Origin of the sequence: Aeromonas sp. R10-2 (genome assembly GCF_040908445.1) — a bacterium.
Lineage (GTDB): Bacteria > Pseudomonadota > Gammaproteobacteria > Enterobacterales > Aeromonadaceae > Aeromonas > Aeromonas veronii.
On the sequence record NZ_JBFODS010000096.1, the window covers coordinates 21,023 to 37,611 of the forward strand.

Genomic DNA, 16,589 nt, shown 5'->3' on the forward strand with positions numbered 1-16,589 from the left:
ACGACCAAGAGTGCACCACCATACCAGCTTGGGGTCAGTTGCCACAACGCACAGGTAGCTCAGGTCGCTTGTTGATACCGGAGACCTTGGGCAGCTGGGGCTTGTCTTTTAGCCAGGATGCCAGCTCTTCCCCACAGCCATTGCCGGGCGGAATGGGAGCCTGGGGTTCACAATCGGGGCTGCCCACCGGGCAGCGCAGCCGCACGTGGAAGTGGCTGAAGTGGCCCACCCAGGGGCGTAGCTTGGCGACCCAGGGTTCGTTACCAGCCTGTTGGCAGACCGCGGATTTGATCACCGGATTGACGAAGATGCGGGCCACCTCGGGTTTGCTGGCCGCAAGCCGCAGCAGGGTGAGCTGCTGGGGGCCAAAGCGGCCTGGCAACATCTTGTAGCTGGGTTCGTCGATCAGCGCCCACTCCTTGGGGGCATCCTGCTCCCACTTGCTGATGGGACGGTTGGCCATGCGAAACCAGATATCGGCATCAAGTCCGGTCTGGTGGCTGCGATGGCCGGAGGTAAAGGGGCCGCCCCGGGCCATCGCCAGATCAGCGATGTAGAGATCCGGCAGCCCGGCCATGCGGGTCTGGTTGGCCAGCGCTTGCAGGTAGTGGATGAGGTCGGGGTGGCCGTAGTAGCGCAGCCGCTTGGTGCGGATCACCTGATAACCCGGCCCTTCGAGGGGCAGGGATACGCCGTTTCTCAGGCAACCGGCGGCATAACCGCCGATGGCTTCCGCTTGCAATACGGTCGCCAGCAACAGGGACGTCAGCATGTGCGTGCTCCTTGTTTTGCTTCGAGTCGGCTCAGCAATACGAACAGACTCAAACATATAAATAAATAGGCCGCGGCCACCAGCAGCCAGATCTCGTAGACCAGTCCGCTGGAGTTGGCCATCTCGGTGCCGACGAAGGTGAGCTCCTGCACCGAGATAAGGGAAACGATGGCGGTATCCTTCACCAACGCAATGAGCTGGCCGGTGAGGGGGGGGAGCATCAGCAGCATGGCCTGCGGCAGGATCACATGGCGCAGCCGCACCCAGGGAGAGAGCCCGAGGCTCTGCGCCGCCTCCCACTGGCCACGGGGGATGGCGGCCAGCCCGGCGCGGACAATCTCGGCGACGAAGGCTGCGCTGATCATGCCAACGCAGAGGGTGCCTGAGATGAGGTTCTCCCAGCGGGCAGATGGGCCAAACAGCGCCTCTTGCCACGGGGAGAGTGATACGGTGCCGAGCCAGCGTGAGAGGCCGCTCGCAGGCAGCAGCTGGTTGGCGATAAAGAAGTAGAAGATGAAGATAAAGACCAGCGGCGGCAGATTGCGGATCAGCTGGATAAACAGGGTCGCGGGCATCACCAGCCAGGGGCGGCGGCTGAAGGCGGCTACCCCCAGCGCAGTGCCGAGCAGCAGCGCCAGCACCATGCCGAGCAGGGCGATGCGCAAGGTGGTGAGCAGACCGCTGAAAAAGTAGGGCAACTCGCCGTGAGGGCCGGGGGTGAACAGCAGATCGAAGGCCTCATGCCAGCGCCACTGATAGGCTACCCCGATGTGCAAGCGGCTGGCCAGCCAGAGGCCAGCCAGCAGCAGGATCAGGGCGATCGTCCCATCCAGCCAGTTGATGTTCCGACATGCCCCACGGACGATGCGCCGGATGGTCTCTTTTAGAGCAATCAGCATCAGGGGTTGGCGACCTGCGCTTCCCACGCCAGCGACTTGAACCAGTAGTCATGGCGCGCCTTGAGCCAGCCATCGGCCTGACGGGCGGCGATCCACTCGTTGAACTGCTCAGCCAGGGCATCATCCCCTTTGCGCAGGGCAAACCCTTCACTCCCCTCAGCCAGCGGTTTGGCAAACGGCATAAAGAGGGCATCCGGGTGGCGCAGCGCCTCTTGCTCGGGTTTCGGGGAAGAGGAGAGGGCGCCGTGGGCGCGGCCGTTCAGCACCTCCTGAAATACCTGTGACTCGTCATCAAACTGGCGCAGGGTGGCCTTGGGGAAGTGTTCTTTTGCCACCTGTACCGGTGAGGCGCCACGGCGTACCGCCAGGATCACCCCGCGCTGGTTGAAGTCCGCCACGGTTTTCTTCTCTTTGGCCATAGTGCTGGAGGCGGCCAACTGCACCCCGGAGTGGGAGTAGGCCTGGGTGAAGCGCACGCTCTTCTCCCGCTCGGGGGTGATGGTGAGGCCGCCGATGATGACGTCATACTTTTTCGCCAGCAGGGAGGGGATGATGCCATCCCAAGCGGTAGGCACGAACTCTACCTGCCAGCCGTTGTCGGTGGCGAGGCGACGGGCCACGTCAATCTCGAAACCGATCAGGGCCCCCTGCTTGTCGCGCATCGCCCAGGGGGCGAAGGTGGACATGCCGACCCGCAGGGTACCGCTCTGCTCGATCTGTGCCTGGGTGTCGGAGGGGGCAGTTTGTGCCAGTGCCGGAGTGAGCAGGCTTGTCAGTAGCAGGGCAGCGCCCGACAGGGTGGTCTTGAATGACAGATTCATGGTTAGCGTCCTTGTTGATCCGGATTCAGGTGACGGGCCAGCGCCCGCGAACAGGCTGACAGCGTCAGGGTTAACAGCAAATAGAGGGCGGCCACGGTAAACCACACCTCAAAGGTCAGAAACGTATCGGCAACCAGAGTACGCCCTTCGTTGGTCAGATCGAAGATGGCGATCACACTCACCAGCGCCGAATGTTTGATAAGGGAGACCAGCTCGTTGGTCAGTGGCGGCAAGGTGATGCGCACCAGCTGGGGCAGGATCACCTTGCGCAGGGTGATGGCCCGTGACAAGCCAAGCGACTGGGCTGCCTCCCACTGTCCTTTGGGAATGGCCTGTACACCTGCACGCAGCACTTCGGCGGTGAAGGCCCCCTGATAGAGGGAGAGGCTCAACACGGCGCAGGCAAGGGGGGCCAATCCCAGCATGGGGCCCAGCAAGAAATAGAGAATATAGAGCTGCACCAACTGGGGCGTGGTGCGCACCAGCGCCAGATAGGCGATGGCGAGCCAGGGGCCGAGCCGGGAGGGGAGCAGCCGCAGGCTGACCACGCACACCCCGACCGCCAGAGTGCCCAACAGGCTGAGCAGCGCCACCTGCAAAGTGACCAGCAGGCCGTTTAGCAAGGGGCCGGCATAAAAGGTTCCCTCATCCCACTCGCCGAGAAAGGGCAACACCCGCGGCCACTGCCACTCATAGCCCATCTGGCGAGCGCCGCTATAGAGCGCCCAGCCCAGTAGCGCAGAGAGCATCACAGAGCCTGACAACCAGCCAAGCAGGCGGGGGCGTTTGAGCCTAGCCATGATAGCTGAGCACCTGTTCGAGGAAGGCTTGGGTACGCGGGTGCCGGGGGGCGTTGAACAGCTGGGCGGGCGGGGCCGATTCGATGATCTTCCCTTCATCCATAAAGAGCACCCGATCCGCCACCTGACGGGCAAAGCCCATCTCGTGGGTGACGCAGATCAGGGTCATCCCCTCGTCAGCCAGCTCGCGGATCACATCGAGCACTTCGCGGATCATCTCGGGGTCGAGGGCGGAGGTGGGCTCGTCAAACAGCATCAGCTCGGGTTGCATGCAGAGGGAGCGGGCGATGGCGACCCGCTGCTGCTGGCCGCCGGAGAGCTGGTGGGGGTACTTGTCGGCCTGTGCCTGAATGCGCACCCGCTCGAGCAGCCCGAGCGCCCGGGCTTTGGCCTCCTGAGGGCGCAACCCCAGGGTATGCACCGGCGCCACCATCAGGTTCTCCAGCACCGTCATATGGGGGAAGAGGTTGAACTGCTGAAACACCATGCCGACCCGACCTTGCAGGCGACGCAAGTAGGCGGGGGTTACCGGCTCGCCAAACAGGAACAGCTGGCCGTCGTCGATCCCCTCCAGCCCGTTGATGGTACGGATCAGGGTCGATTTTCCCGAGCCTGACGGGCCACAGATGACCCACTTCTCTCCCCGTTCAATGGTGAGATCGATGTGATGAAGAGCCTGAAAATCGCCATAGAATTTGTCGACGCTACAAAAGCGCACACAGGGTTGCGAGCTGGTCAAGAAGTGGGTTCCACTGAGAATCATTTACGCCATGGTATTGATTTTATAGGGGGATGACAAAGAAAACCCCCTTGTCAGCATCCTGATGGCTATTCACAATGGCGCCATTTCGTGATGACAGGAGCTTTTCATGCGTATTACATCCTTGCTTGCCGGTTCGCAGGTGCAGCTGTTGATGCCGCCAGCGGTTCGCTATCGCTGCGTCATTTTTCTGCTGTTGCTGGTGAGTTGGGGCGTGGTGGTGGCCTCCTTGTGGGATGGCTGGGGTGCCATGGCGCTGCTCAACTGGGTAGGCGTGGTCTTTGGTGGCATCACCGGGATCATGGTGTCGCTGCCCCGCAGCTGGCAGCCCTGGCGCCTGGCGGAGCTGGGGTGGGATGAACAGCATATCTATCTGCTCAATGGGAATAAGGATGAAGCGCTGGCGCTGCCCCGCAGCCAGCTGGTGGCGCTCGAGCGGGAGCGGCGAGTGGGTCACGACGGCCAGTGGCTCGACTTCAGCCTCGATCTGCAACTGAGTGAAGAGGAGCTGGCTGCGGCCATGACCTTGCTGGATCTCAAGGCGGGGGAGCTGCATCTGGTGAGCCCGTCTGTCTATCGCTTCGGCTTTAAACGGGCCTGGCACGGTCGCCGGATGCTGGCGCAACGGTTGTCAGATCTGCAATTGGCCTGAGTCGACTATTTTCTCGACAATTCCCGGCAAAGCTCAGATACTGCCAGTGACTCGAATTGATCTTGTCTGCACTGTTAACCCAAGAGATCAATCACTTGACGACAGTGTGGAGAAGGCCACGGCATGAAGCCATGGCAGGTCCGGCATAGGGGTTGTGCCCTTACCGTTATGCTGGGAATTGCATAGAGAAGGCACCTTGAATCGAGAGTGGATGGCATGAAGATTTACGTAGGAAATCTGTCGTACCGGATGACGGCCGACGAACTGAAAACCCTGTTCAGCCAGTTTGGACAGGTCGACAAGGTTGATATCATCATCGACCGTGATACCGGCCAGTCAAAGGGGTTTGGTTTTATTGAAATGCCGGTCAATGGTGATGCCGAGAAGGCCATCGCTGGTCTGCATGGCACTGAAGTCGGTGGCCGTACCATCACCGTCAACCAGGCCAAACCGAAGACAGATGCTCCCCGTGGTCGCCCGCAACAGCGCCACCGCTAAGGTACCTCGGCAATAAAAAAACGGCATGGGTTTCCCCCATGCCGTTTTTGTTTCTGGACGTTTTGTTGTGATCAGGGGACGTCGTAACCGAGCGCCGCCTTGCGGATGCGGAACCACTGCTGGCGATTGAGGACGATGGATTCGGCGGCCACGGCGGCAGCAATCCGCTCCCGTTTGCCGGAGCCAATCAATGGCAGCGGCTGGCTTGGCAACATCATTACCCAGGCGTAGACCACCTGCTCGATAGTCTGGGCGCCCACTTCCTGACGGATCTGCTCCAGTTCGGCACGCAGCGGGGCATAGGCGTCATCGCTGAACAGTCGGCCGCCGCCGAGACATGACCAGGCCATCGGCTTGATGCCAAGCTGCTGGCACTGATCCAGGGTGCCATCGAGGGTTCCTTCCTGATGAAGCGGAGAGATCTCCAGCTGGTTGGTGACCAGCGGGAAGGGGAGGCGCGATTGCAGTAGCTCGAACTGACGGGCGGTGAAGTTGGATACCCCGGCGTGCTTGATCTTGCCCGCCTGTTTCAGGGTGATAAAGGCGTCGGCCACTTCATCTGCGTTCATCAGGGGATCCGGGCGGTGGATCAGCAGCAGGTCCAGATGGTCGGTGCCGAGCTTGCGCAGCGAGGCCTCGGCGCTGGCGATGATATGGTCCTTGCCGGTGTTGTAGTGGTTGAGAGCATGCTCCGGCTTGGCGGTGAGGGCGATGCCGCACTTGGTGACGATCTCCATCCGGCTGCGCAGGGAAGGCTCGAGGCGCAGGGCGTGACCAAAGGCCTCTTCGCACTGGTAGCCACCATAGATATCGGCGTGATCGATGGTGGTGACCCCCAGATCCAGATGATATTTCATCAGATCGAGCAGAGCGGCCGGAGAGAGCTGCCACTCCATCAGGCGCCAGTAACCCATGATGAGGCGAGAGAAGGTGGGGCCTAGCGGATGCAGGGCGACACGGGATACAGACATGGTTGACTCCTTGAAAAACACGATGCGAAAACGATGTGCAACATAGATGACTGCGGGCATCTTGGCCTCATGTGGCTGGCAAAGCAATAATGGGCAGTGGCATGATTCGAACTTTGGTTCTGATCGCAGAGTAGGAGAGAGAGTTGGATGGAAGGATTTGCCGAGCGCTTGCAGAGCCTGATCGGGGAGATGAGCGTGAGCGCGTTTGCCCGCAAGGTGGGGCTCAGTGAAGCGCTGATCCGCAAATATTTGAAGGGAGCCGAGCCTGGCCTGGCGCGGGCCAACCAGATCGCCATGGGGGCCAACTGCTCGCTGGAGTGGCTGGCAACCGGCTGCGGTTATCTCTACCGTCAGGCGGAAGTGGTAGACAGGGAGGCGCTGGCAGCGGCGCAGCTACTGCTGGGCGAGCAGCAACCCGGGGTGGGGCTGCCCGATGAGGAGGCACTGGTCACCCTGCTCGCCTATTACCAGTTTTTGCGCACCCACAAGAAAGCGGACGGTTTTCTCGACTTGGCGCTGGCGCGGGAGTTTGGTCGCCATCTGGGGGAAGCGTGATGAGGGGCATATTACCCTTTAGTCGTGTCACGGCCGGTTGATTATTCTGATACGCTCTAAGCAAGATTACTCTCCATGGAATGGGCGATGAGCTACTTGATCCTCGGAAGTGGTGCGCTGGGCTCGGCGCTGGCAAGAGAGCTGATGGCAAGGGGGGAGTCCTTCCTTCTGGCCGGGCGCACCTATCCAAAAGGGATCGAGATGGGGGCTTTCTTCCCGCTGCAAGAGGTGGACGCCATCTCGTTCGACGCCCTGTTTACCCTCTACGATACCGATCCGCTTCCCACTGTGGTGATCAACACCATCGGCCTGTTGCACGATGTCAGCTTTATGCCAGAGCGGCGGGTCGAAGAGGTGCACCCCAAGTGGCTGTGCGACAGCCTGCTGGCCAATGCCTGGCCAACACTGGCGCTGGCTGCCCGTTTCAGTCGGTTGATGGGTAATGACCATCCGCTGTGGCTCTGTGCCATCTCTGATCTGGCGGGCTCCATCACCTCCAATCTGGAGGGGGGGCGTTACAGCTACCGGATGAGCAAGGCGGCCCTCGACATGGGGGTGAAAACTCTGGCCCTCGAGTGGGCGCAACGTTTCCCGCAAGCGGGGGTGGTGGCGGTGGCGCCCGGCTTGATGGACTCCCCGATGAATGCTCCCTTTCTGAGCGAGTTGCCTGCGGAGCAATTGCAGGAGCCTGCCGAGGTGGCGGTGAAACTACTCAATCTCATCAAGGGGTTATCGTTGACCCAATCGGGTCAGCTACTGGATCTCAACGGTCAGCCGCTGCCTTGGTAAATCCCGCCTGCGGGTTCTATGGACGTCTATTGGCTTCACATTCTGCTCATGCGCCCCTTGCCAAGCGAGGGGCGCATAGCTAACGTCACTCTCCTGTTTCAGGAGGGATCTCATGCGCTATATCGATTTACGAAGTGACACCGTCACCCAGCCTACTGACGCCATGCGTCAAGCCATGCTCCACGCCGAAGTCGGTGACGATGTCTATGGTGAAGATCCGGGCGTCAACGCGCTGGAGGCCTTTGGGGCCAGATTGCTGGGCAAACAGGCGGCGCTGTTTGTACCGTCCGGCACCATGTCCAATCTGTTGGCGGTGATGAGCCACTGTCAGCGCGGTGAGGGGGCCATCCTCGGCAACGCCGCTCACATCTATCGCTATGAAGCGCAGGGGAGTGCCGTGCTGGGCTCCGTAGCCCTGCAACCCTTGCCGATGCAGCGCGATGGCACACTGGCATTCGATGATATCAAGGCCGCGCTGGCCCCTGATGATGCCCACTTCGTCCAGACTCGCCTGATCTGCCTTGAGAACACCCACAACGGCAAGGTGCTGCCGCTCTCCTATCTGCAGGAGATGGGGGCATTTGTTGCTGAACGTGGCTTGAAGCTTCATCTCGATGGCGCCCGGCTCTTTAACGCCGCCGTGGCCAGCGAGACCCCGGTCGAGGTGATCGCCGCTCCATTTGATAGCATCTCTATTTGTCTCTCCAAGGGGTTGGGCGCACCGGTGGGCTCGCTGCTGGTGGGCAGCCACGATTTCATCGCCCGTGCGCGCCGCCTGCGCAAGATGCTGGGAGGTGGCATGCGTCAGGCGGGGATTCTGGCGCAAGCCGGTCTGTTTGCCCTCGAGCAGCATGTGACCCGCCTGGCCGATGATCACCGCCGTGCCAAACGGCTGGCCGAAGGGTTGGCTGCACTGTCGGGCATCGAGCTTGACCTCTCGCTGGTGCAGAGCAATATGGTGTTCCTGCGGCTGCGTGAGGGGGAATCGGCCCCTCTGCTCGCTTTTATGAAGGAGCGGGGGATCATCTTCTCCGGTTACGGCGAGCTGCGGCTGGTGACTCATCTGCAGATCAACGATGACGATATTGAAGAGGTGATCGACGCCTTCACCGAGTATCTCGGGGCGCGTTGAGACGGCTGGTCAGGTAGAGGTTATACCAAGACCTGTTCATACCGAAATAACAGAGGGCGCCGCGGCGCCCTCTGTTATTTGCTGCAAGCTCAAGCCTGCCGCTGGCCGCTCATCAGCATGGCCTCATCGGTGGCATCGTAGATCATCACCGCGATGTGGGTCACCTGACCGCCGAAATCGGCCAGTGGTACCAGCGTCAGGTTCTGGAACATGTGGGGGGCCGAGCCGGTAATGGGGCGGTAGTTGGAGAAACGTAGCAGATAGGGCTTCTGCTCCCAGGTACTGAAGGCGCGGTTGTTGAGCTTGAAGACCATGTTGGCCTTGCGCTCGAACCAGGCTCTGTCCACATCGGGGAAGAGCTCGAACAGTACGCCATCGCGCACGTCACTGGCCAGTCGGCCGCTGTGGCTCTCCATAAAGCCGTTCCACACCTGTACCTTGTACTCCTTGTCGAGCACTACCAGGCCTACGTCCAGGTTCTGGACTATGTTCATCAACCAATGAAATTCACGGATTTCCATAGTCACTCCTAGAGCATGTGCATGATTTTGTTGTTCATGGTGGCGATGGAATCTTCGGTAAACAGCAGCAGCAGATCACACTGCACCGCGTAATCCTGGATCCGGTAGTTGATCTCGATGGCGAGCGTGCGGCGCCAGCGACTCTTGTTGGTGTTGATCAGCTCGTTGATGGGTCTGTGCTGGCCGAGCACCACCGGGTGCCCCTGACTGAAGGGGGTGTCGAGCTGGTTGGCGTAGCCGCGCAGGAAGGCGCCGATCAGCACGTTGGCGGTATCCATCAACAGCTCCAGTTCGGCGGTGCGATCCAGCGTCCCCTGATGGTTCATCAGCTTGGCCAAATCTTTGAAGCTGGAGTCATGGAACAGGATCAGCGCTTCACCGGCGATCCCCGCTCCGATAAACCCCTGACAGACGGCGGAGAGGGTATCTGAATCTGCGGCCGCCGAGAGGGCCATATGCAACTCTGATACTTCCAGCACGTTGACGTTGGGGATAGGCAGTACCACGAAGGCGTTGAGCAGACGAGCCAGCAAGTCGGCCGCCTGACCCATGGAGACGTTGGCCAGCTCCTGATAGACATCGCGGATTTCGGGGGTGATCTTGACGCCTGCATCGGCTACCACGCCGCTTGTCAGCTGCTCGGGGGCGCTTGGTTGACCGCTCGGGGCGGCACTCCAGAAATCATGCTTTTTGAGCAGGGCGAGCAGGGTTTCGGGGGCGGCGGGTTTCTTGATGAAATCGAGCGCCCCCAGCCCCATGACCCGTTGATAGGCCTCTGGCTGGATATCCCCGGAGACCACGATCACCTTGTTGCGCAGACCCTCCCGTTGGAGGGTCTCCAGCACGCCGTAACCGTCCATTTCCGGCATGGTCAGATCGAGGAAGATGAGATCGCCATGACCCATCAGTACCTGTTCGATCCCTTCGAGACCATTGGCTGCGTAGTGCAAATCGACTTTCCAGTCGGCCGGGAGCGCCCGCGCCAGCTGTTTGCGGGCGAACCCGGAGTCATCACATATCAATACATTCATGGCGTTAGGCAGGCTCTGTTGGCAAGGGATGCTATAAGTGTGGCCCGCTAACGGTCAGATGCAATGGGTGAGGCTATCACCTTGTGAAAATTGGTTGTCCCACTGCCGATTGCGATAGCGTGCTGAGTATTTTTCAACAAATTCAACGAACATCTTAACACGCAACGGAGCGAACTGGTGCTGGCAACACAACATGTAGAAGGGGCGATTGCCGGTTTGCCAGTCGGTCAGTACCGGCACCAGCTGCTCGTCATGGAGGAAGCTGCTCAGATAGTGCAGCGGGGCGTTGACGATCCCCAGATGACGTCGGGCTGCGCGTACCGCGGCCTGGGTCTGGTTGACGGTCAGTTTGGCGCTGCGTTTGATGCAGACGCTCTGGCCATCCTTGTCGGTCAGCTGCCAGTGTTGGTGAGGCCAGCAGTAGATGAGATCGTGCTCTTCCAGCTGGTTGGGATGGGAGGGGGTGCCCTTTTTGGTCAAATAGAGTGGTGAGGCAAACAGGCCGTACTCGATATGGCCGAGACAGATCGCATTGGGCAGCGACTGGGGCAGCTCACCGTTGAAGAACACCAAGTCCCGATCATTGTCGAACAGGTGCTGGTGATCATTGGTCTGGGTGATATCGAACTGTACCTCGGGATAGTGCAGCCCGAATTCGGCCAGCATATCGATGAGGATGGTGTTGGAGAGCGCGATGGGCGCCGCTACCCGGATAAGCCCTGTGATATCGGCCTCTTGACCCTGGATCTCGCTGGTGGCCTGCTCGATTTGTGCGAGTGGCGTGCAGAGACGTTCGTAGTATCTGAGGCCATCATCGGTAAGGCGGAGCTTGCGGGTAGAGCGATGTAGCAGGGAGCAACCCAGTTGCTCTTCCAGCTGGGAAATGCGTCGACTGATGGTGCCTGTTGGCATGCCCAGTGCGGCTGCAGCGTGGGAGAATCCTCCCTCTTGCACCACCTTGACGAACAGGTAGAACTCTTCGATGTGCTTCATAAACGCTGTTCTGGGTGTAACAAGGGGGCAACCATAAAAAGAGCGTTCCGGGTTGGCAAGGGTAATTTAGCGTTTAATTGATCTGGATTCGATTTCTGTTGATACCAGTTATCCACCCGCCCGTCATCTCAGTTTCCCCGAGCTGGTGATTATTCCGGCACGATGCCAAATGGTACTGCGGCAGTGATGTTTGCCATATTCCCTGATTTGTTCAGCTATAACGGCAGGCGAAGGCCGATATTGCAACCTGATGGAAGGGCGCAGGGTTGCTCTGCGTACTCAGCCGGGGTGGTTTGCCATCCACTGCCAATGTGATGCAGATCATATATTCGGGTTTTGCTAATTGCCTGTTGAAAAATGAATTTGGGGTATATCAATTCCCCCTTAGTGAACTATTTTTGTCCGTTTTGGCGTTTTTTTGGCTGTTTATCCATCCGCTTGGTTAATTAATGGAAGCTTTGTGACAGAGAGTGATGACTATTTCCACCATTGATTTAAATGTTAATAACAAATTTGTCGCAGCAAATATGCAATTGCTCTTTCAAGGTCTCGAGTGGATAGCTCTTAGTGCTTGTTTTTACTGGGGAAAAAAGTTAAAAATCGACTATATGATTTGCCTGGATTAACAGGGTCCTTGGCTGAGTCCTTTGTAGTATTCCCGTACAGGCTGCCCTGTTGTTGATATCTGAAATAGTTTTGTCCGCTCTTGGCTATGTGAAAAGGGATAATGGCCGAGAGGTATTTGCACCTTGCATTCTGCAGCTAGCGGTTTGCCAGATCTGTTTTCCGGTTAACCAGTGACCATCCAGCATGAATGACCTTGACCAGATGAATACGCTTGACGAACGGTTACTGAAGACGATGGATGTTCTGCATACCCCGATCTGGGTTTATGACATCGAGCATCACCATATTTTCTGGGCAAACAGCGCCGCGCTCTCCGTGTGGGAGGCGACGTCTCTCGACGAACTCTGCTCCCGCGACTTCTCTGCCGATATGGCAACCGCCATCGATCTGCTGCTGCAGCGCTATCTGGGTGATTTTCAGCAGGGTCGCAGTTACAACGAGTGGTGGACCCTCTCCCCAAAGGGGGTCAAGAAGCAGATCTATCTGCGCCTCTCCGGTATTCAGCTGGCTGGCCGGCTGATGATGATGACCGAAGCGGTGCTCGACTCCGATACCCTCTATCAGGAGTCCTCGCTGGCAACCGGCGATACCCTGGCCTGCCTGTTCGATAGCCATGGTGTGTTCGAGAGTGGTAACTATCACTTCGAAATGTGTTTCGGCCACCAGATCGCCAAGCTCTCCCAGGTTTTCTCCGGCAATGATGACAGCTTCTACCAGAAGCTCTCCCGTCTCGATGAAGTGGTGACCGAGGGGGAGTGCCGAACCCTCAAGGGGATGCGCTGGTTCCAGTATCAGTTCCGCTATATCCAGCAGGGGGCCCGCATTCTGCTCACCATGCGGGATATTACCGATCGCAAACTCGAAGAGCTGGAGCATCGCCACCTCGCCTGGCACGACTCCCTAACCGGCCTGCTCAATCGCTATGGCTTGATGAAATCCCTCGAGGCCTATTGCGGGCTGGGGGAGCGTTTCGCGCTGGTGTTCATGGATCTGGACAACTTCAAGCTGGTCAACGACAACTACGGCCACAAGGCGGGAGATCGCCTGCTGGAGCGGGTCGCCGGTCGCCTCAAACAGATTTGCCCGCGGGATGTGGAGCTGGCTCGCCTCGGTGGCGATGAATTCACAGCACTGGTGCCGCTGGGCAATCAGGGGGAGCGGGCACAAGAGGTGGCCGATCAGATGCTCTCCCAGATGACCAAGCCACTGCAACTGAGCGGGCTGCCGGAGGTGACCATCGGTGGCAGTATCGGTATCGCCATTTATCCCGATGATGCGGATGACGGGGACAACCTCATCACCCGTGCCGATATGGCCATGTATCAGGCCAAGCAGATGGGGCGGCTGCGCTGGCAGCGTTTCACCCCCAGCATGCAACAGACCCTGCAGCGCAAGCTCAATCTCAAACAGTTTCTGGCCAAGGCCATCGGCCGCCAGGAGCTGAGCCTCTGTTACCAGCCGCAGGTCGATGCCGCCAAACGGCGTCTGATCGGTTACGAGGCACTGCTGCGTTGGTACAACCCGGTGCTCGGCCATGTGTCGCCGGTGGAATTTATCCCGCTGGCCGAAGAGATGGGGCTGATCCGCGAGATCGGCAGCTGGGTGCTTTCCACAGCGTTGGCACAGGTCGCCAGCTGGCAGAAGCGCTTCCATCAGCGAGTGCCGGTCTCCGTCAACCTCTCTGGTTTCCAGCTCTCGTCGGCGTTGCCCGGGCAAGTTCGCCAGCAGCTGGAGCTGCACGGGGTGGATGCCTCCCTGTTGACGCTGGAGCTGACCGAAACCGTGCTGATGCTCGATATGAAGGGGTGCCTCGGCATTCTCGACGATTTGAGCGAACAGGGGATCAAGATTGCCATCGATGATTTCGGTACCGGTTACTCCTCGCTGGCCTATCTCAACCGGTTGCCGATCAACAACATCAAGCTGGATCGCTCCTTCGTGGTCGGCCTCAACTTGCCGGTTATCCGGGCGACTGCGGCCATGGCCACCAATCTGGGGTTGGGGATCATGGCGGAAGGGGTGGAGGAGCCTCACGAGCTGGCCGCCCTGCAGACCCAAGGGTGCCATGTGTTCCAGGGATATCTGTTCAGCAAGCCGCTGACTGTGGCGCAAGTCGAGGCGAGCGGTTTTGTGGTTGAGTGCCAGGTTGGGCGTTATCCACTGCTAGATGCCGTGATGGCAGAGTAACAAGTGTGCGTTAGGCCACAACTTGGGATTTTATTCCGCAATATTTAATCAAAATTAATCATTCTTTTGCGATCGGTCATGAGACGGATTGGCTGGAATTGCTAGCATGCGACCTCGTTTCTAGGGAAAGGAGTATCGCAATAATGAGTCATGCTGCTGTCAATGACCGTCCGGCCAGCCCTCCCAAAGGTTGGCTGAACCGTTTCCTCAATGGCGTCGAGAAAGCCGGGAACAAATTACCCGACCCCGCCATGCTGTTCCTCTACGCCTTGCTGATCGTCTGGGTCGGCTCCTGGGTGTTGTCACAATTCCAGTTTGATCTGGTCAACCCCCGTACCGGGGAGGCGGTAGTGGTCAACAACCTGCTGACCGGTGCCGGTCTGGCCGAGTTTCTCTCCACCATGGTGACCACTTTCACCGGCTTTGCCCCGCTGGGGATCGTGCTGGTGGCCATGCTGGGGGTCGGGGTGGCCGAGCAGTCCGGTTTTATCAATACCGGTCTGAAAAAGTTGCTGAAAGTGACGCCTGCCCGTTTTCTCACTCCCATGCTGATCCTGGTGGCGATCGTCAGCCACACCGCCGCAGATGCGGGTTATGTGCTGGTGATCCCCATCGGTGGCATCATCTTCCACGCTGCCGGACGCCATCCGCTGGCGGGGATCGCCGCTGCCTTTGCCGGTGTCTCCGGCGGTTTTGCCGCCAACTTCCTGCCCTCCGGCGGGGATGCGCTGCTGCAGGGTTTTACCCAGTCCGCCGCTCAGTTGCTCGATCCTGACTACATGGTCAACACCCTGTGCAACATCATCTTTACCGGTGCCTCTTCGCTGCTGATCATCTGCGTCGGCTGGTTCATCACCGAAAAGGTGGTGGAGCCGCGCCTCAAGCACGTGGCGCTCAACGAGGATCTGGAGAGTGCCGACGAGATGGGGCGCTACAGCGCGCAAGAGAGCCGGGCCTTCAACTGGGCCGGGTTTGCCATGCTGGCGGCTATCGTGCTGCTGGCGCTGGCGCTCTCCCCGAGCGATTCACCGCTGCGTGCTGCCGATGGCTCCCTGACCACCTTCGCCGCGCCGGTGATGAAGTCCATTGTGCCGCTCATCTTCTTGCTCTTTATCCTGCCCGGGATTGTCTACGGCTTTGTCGCAGGTAGCTTCAAGAGTGGCAAGGATGTGATCGATGCCATGTCGGCCACCATGAACAAGATGGGCTCCTACATGGTGATGGCCTTCTTCTGCGCGCTCTTTATCAAGGCGTTTGGTGACTCCAATCTGGGCACCCTGCTGGCCCTCTCCGGTGCCGAAGTGCTCCATGCGCTGGCGCTGCCCGGTGAGGTGACCATCGTCGGGATGATCCTGCTCACCGCCAGCGTCAATCTGGTGGTGGGGTCGGCTTCGGCCAAGTGGGCGCTGATCAGTCCGATCCTGGTACCCATGCTGATGGCGGTGGGGATCTCCCCCGAGCTGACCCAGGCGGCCTATCGGGTCGGGGATTCTGCTTCCAATATCATTACCCCGCTGATGGTCTTCTTCCCGCTGGTGGTGGTCTATTGCCAGCAGTATGTGAAGAGCACCGGGATCGGTACTCTGGTCTCCATGATGCTGCCCTACTCGCTGGCCTTCCTGGTGAGCTGGACGATTTTCCTGCTGCTCTACTGGGCGCTCGGCTTCCCGCTCGGGTTGCAAGCCCCTTACGTCTATCCGGCCCCTTAAGCTGGGTGTGCGAGGGAGCCTTGGGCTCCCTCGTTTTTTTCGCTATGGTGTTACCTCATTTTGGAGGTGCCATGAATCAGACCATCGATCTTATCCTTTCCCATCGCTCCATTCGTCAGTTCACTGCCGAGCCGATTGCCCCGCAGCAGCTGGATGCCATCCTCGCCGCCGCCCAGTCCGCCTCGACCTCGAGCTTTTTGCAGGTGACCAGTATTGTGCGAGTCTGCGAGCCCGAGGCGCGTCAGCAGTTGGCCATGCTGTCGGGCAATCAACCCTATGTGGTGCAGGCGGCCGAGTTTCTGGTGTTCTGCGCCGATTACCACCGCCACACCCAGATCGTGCCCGAGGCCCAGACCGGCTATGCGGAGCAGTTGCTGATCGGAGCCATCGACGGCGCCCTGATGGCGCAAAACGCCTTGCTGGCGGCGCAGTCGCTGGGGCTGGGCGGGGTCTATATCGGCGGCATTCGCAACCATCCGGCCGAGGTGAGCGAACTGCTCGGCTTGCCCCATCAGGTGATCCCGCTGTTTGGCCTCTGCCTTGGTCATCCTGCCCAGCAGCCGGAGCAGAAACCCCGTCTGCCCAGGGGATTGGTGGTGCATCAGGAGCGCTACCAGCACGAGCTGGATCGCGACCTGCTGGCCCGGTACGATCAGCAGATCGCGGACTACTATCAGGCCCGTAGCAGCAACAACAAGCAGCAGACCTGGAGCGGCCAGATCCGCGCCATTCTGGGCAAGGAGTCCCGCCCTTTCATGCTGGGATTCCTGCAATCGCGGGGCTTTAACCTCAAGTAATGGCACTGATGGGCGATACTATGGGGAGGTGACCGTCATGGTCATCATCCCCTGATCCTGCAATCTCTCCCTGAG

The 16,589-nt window shown here is 59.4% G+C and carries 17 protein-coding genes; 8 read left to right on the top strand and 9 right to left on the bottom strand.

Annotation, left to right across the window (positions count from 1 at the left end):
• Positions 1-34: 34 nt before the first annotated feature.
• The 5 genes from mepA to AB5Y97_RS18500 are packed head-to-tail and all read right to left on the bottom strand — an operon-like array spanning position 35 to position 4,055.
• Positions 35-772, bottom strand: a complete 738-nt coding sequence (gene mepA / locus AB5Y97_RS18480; protein ID WP_368158684.1) for a penicillin-insensitive murein endopeptidase — start codon at positions 770-772, stop codon at positions 35-37.
• The gene (locus tag AB5Y97_RS18485) at positions 766-1,671 is read right to left on the bottom strand and encodes an amino acid ABC transporter permease (protein ID WP_368158686.1); all 906 of its coding nucleotides are present in this window, start codon (positions 1,669-1,671) and stop codon (positions 766-768) included. Before AB5Y97_RS18485 ends, mepA begins: the two co-directional genes overlap by 7 nt.
• On the bottom strand, positions 1,671-2,492 hold the full coding sequence (locus AB5Y97_RS18490) for a transporter substrate-binding domain-containing protein (protein WP_139442150.1): 822 nt from the start codon (positions 2,490-2,492) through the stop codon (positions 1,671-1,673). The genes AB5Y97_RS18485 and AB5Y97_RS18490 overlap by 1 nt, the downstream gene beginning before the upstream one ends.
• A gap of 2 nt (positions 2,493-2,494) precedes the next feature.
• Positions 2,495-3,292, bottom strand: coding sequence for an amino acid ABC transporter permease (locus tag AB5Y97_RS18495; protein WP_368158687.1), 798 nt, complete (start codon positions 3,290-3,292; stop codon positions 2,495-2,497).
• Positions 3,285-4,055, bottom strand: coding sequence for an amino acid ABC transporter ATP-binding protein (locus tag AB5Y97_RS18500; RefSeq protein WP_368158690.1), 771 nt, complete (start codon positions 4,053-4,055; stop codon positions 3,285-3,287). The genes AB5Y97_RS18495 and AB5Y97_RS18500 overlap by 8 nt, the downstream gene beginning before the upstream one ends.
• Positions 4,056-4,161: 106 nt before the next feature.
• Here AB5Y97_RS18500 and AB5Y97_RS18505 point away from each other — a divergent pair, with 106 nt between their 5' ends.
• Positions 4,162-4,704, top strand: coding sequence for a hypothetical protein (locus tag AB5Y97_RS18505; RefSeq protein ID WP_368158692.1), 543 nt, complete (start codon positions 4,162-4,164; stop codon positions 4,702-4,704).
• Positions 4,705-4,920: 216 nt separating this feature from the next.
• Positions 4,921-5,202 (top strand): RNA-binding protein, encoded by a 282-nt coding sequence (locus AB5Y97_RS18510; RefSeq protein ID WP_005337180.1) that lies wholly within the window; start codon positions 4,921-4,923, stop codon positions 5,200-5,202.
• Positions 5,203-5,273: 71 nt separating this feature from the next.
• Here the strand turns inward: AB5Y97_RS18510 and AB5Y97_RS18515 are convergent, their stop codons facing one another.
• Positions 5,274-6,173, bottom strand: coding sequence for an aldo/keto reductase family oxidoreductase (locus AB5Y97_RS18515; RefSeq protein WP_368158694.1), 900 nt, complete (start codon positions 6,171-6,173; stop codon positions 5,274-5,276).
• Between the two features lie 147 nt (positions 6,174-6,320).
• Between AB5Y97_RS18515 and AB5Y97_RS18520 the strand changes: the two genes are divergently transcribed.
• The 3 genes from AB5Y97_RS18520 (at position 6,321) to ltaE (ending at position 8,649) form a co-directional block, all read left to right on the top strand.
• The gene (locus AB5Y97_RS18520) at positions 6,321-6,728 is read left to right on the top strand and encodes a helix-turn-helix transcriptional regulator (RefSeq protein ID WP_005351138.1); all 408 of its coding nucleotides are present in this window, start codon (positions 6,321-6,323) and stop codon (positions 6,726-6,728) included.
• A gap of 87 nt (positions 6,729-6,815) precedes the next feature.
• Positions 6,816-7,517, top strand: a complete 702-nt coding sequence (locus tag AB5Y97_RS18525; RefSeq protein ID WP_179901978.1) for a short-chain dehydrogenase — start codon at positions 6,816-6,818, stop codon at positions 7,515-7,517.
• Between the two features lie 112 nt (positions 7,518-7,629).
• Positions 7,630-8,649 carry a low-specificity L-threonine aldolase gene (ltaE, locus tag AB5Y97_RS18530; RefSeq protein WP_257124758.1) on the top strand — a complete coding sequence of 340 codons (1,020 nt, stop codon included), beginning with the start codon at positions 7,630-7,632 and terminating at the stop codon, positions 8,647-8,649.
• A gap of 89 nt (positions 8,650-8,738) precedes the next feature.
• On the opposite strand, the gene AB5Y97_RS18535 is transcribed toward ltaE, so the two are convergent.
• The 3 genes from AB5Y97_RS18535 to AB5Y97_RS18545 are packed head-to-tail and all read right to left on the bottom strand — an operon-like array spanning position 8,739 to position 11,194.
• Positions 8,739-9,170 carry a PAS domain-containing protein gene (locus AB5Y97_RS18535; protein WP_005337175.1) on the bottom strand — a complete coding sequence of 144 codons (432 nt, stop codon included), beginning with the start codon at positions 9,168-9,170 and terminating at the stop codon, positions 8,739-8,741.
• A gap of 8 nt (positions 9,171-9,178) precedes the next feature.
• Complete coding sequence (locus AB5Y97_RS18540) at positions 9,179-10,201, bottom strand: response regulator (RefSeq protein WP_111901339.1); 1,023 nt, start codon at positions 10,199-10,201, stop codon at positions 9,179-9,181.
• Between the two features lie 54 nt (positions 10,202-10,255).
• Entirely contained in the window at positions 10,256-11,194 is a 939-nt protein-coding gene (locus AB5Y97_RS18545) for a LysR family transcriptional regulator (protein WP_047438361.1), read from the bottom strand.
• An 861-nt stretch (positions 11,195-12,055) separates the two neighbouring features.
• On the opposite strand from AB5Y97_RS18545, the gene AB5Y97_RS18550 reads away from it, so the two are divergent.
• From AB5Y97_RS18550 to nfsA, 3 genes are all read left to right on the top strand, one after another.
• Positions 12,056-14,008 carry a bifunctional diguanylate cyclase/phosphodiesterase gene (locus tag AB5Y97_RS18550; protein ID WP_100653949.1) on the top strand — a complete coding sequence of 651 codons (1,953 nt, stop codon included), beginning with the start codon at positions 12,056-12,058 and terminating at the stop codon, positions 14,006-14,008.
• A gap of 143 nt (positions 14,009-14,151) precedes the next feature.
• On the top strand, positions 14,152-15,717 hold the full coding sequence (locus tag AB5Y97_RS18555) for an AbgT family transporter (protein WP_005351146.1): 1,566 nt from the start codon (positions 14,152-14,154) through the stop codon (positions 15,715-15,717).
• Positions 15,718-15,788: 71 nt separating this feature from the next.
• A complete protein-coding gene (nfsA, locus tag AB5Y97_RS18560; protein ID WP_113740687.1) occupies positions 15,789-16,514 on the top strand; it encodes an oxygen-insensitive NADPH nitroreductase in 726 nt (241 codons plus the stop codon).
• Positions 16,515-16,589: the final 75 nt, after the last annotated feature.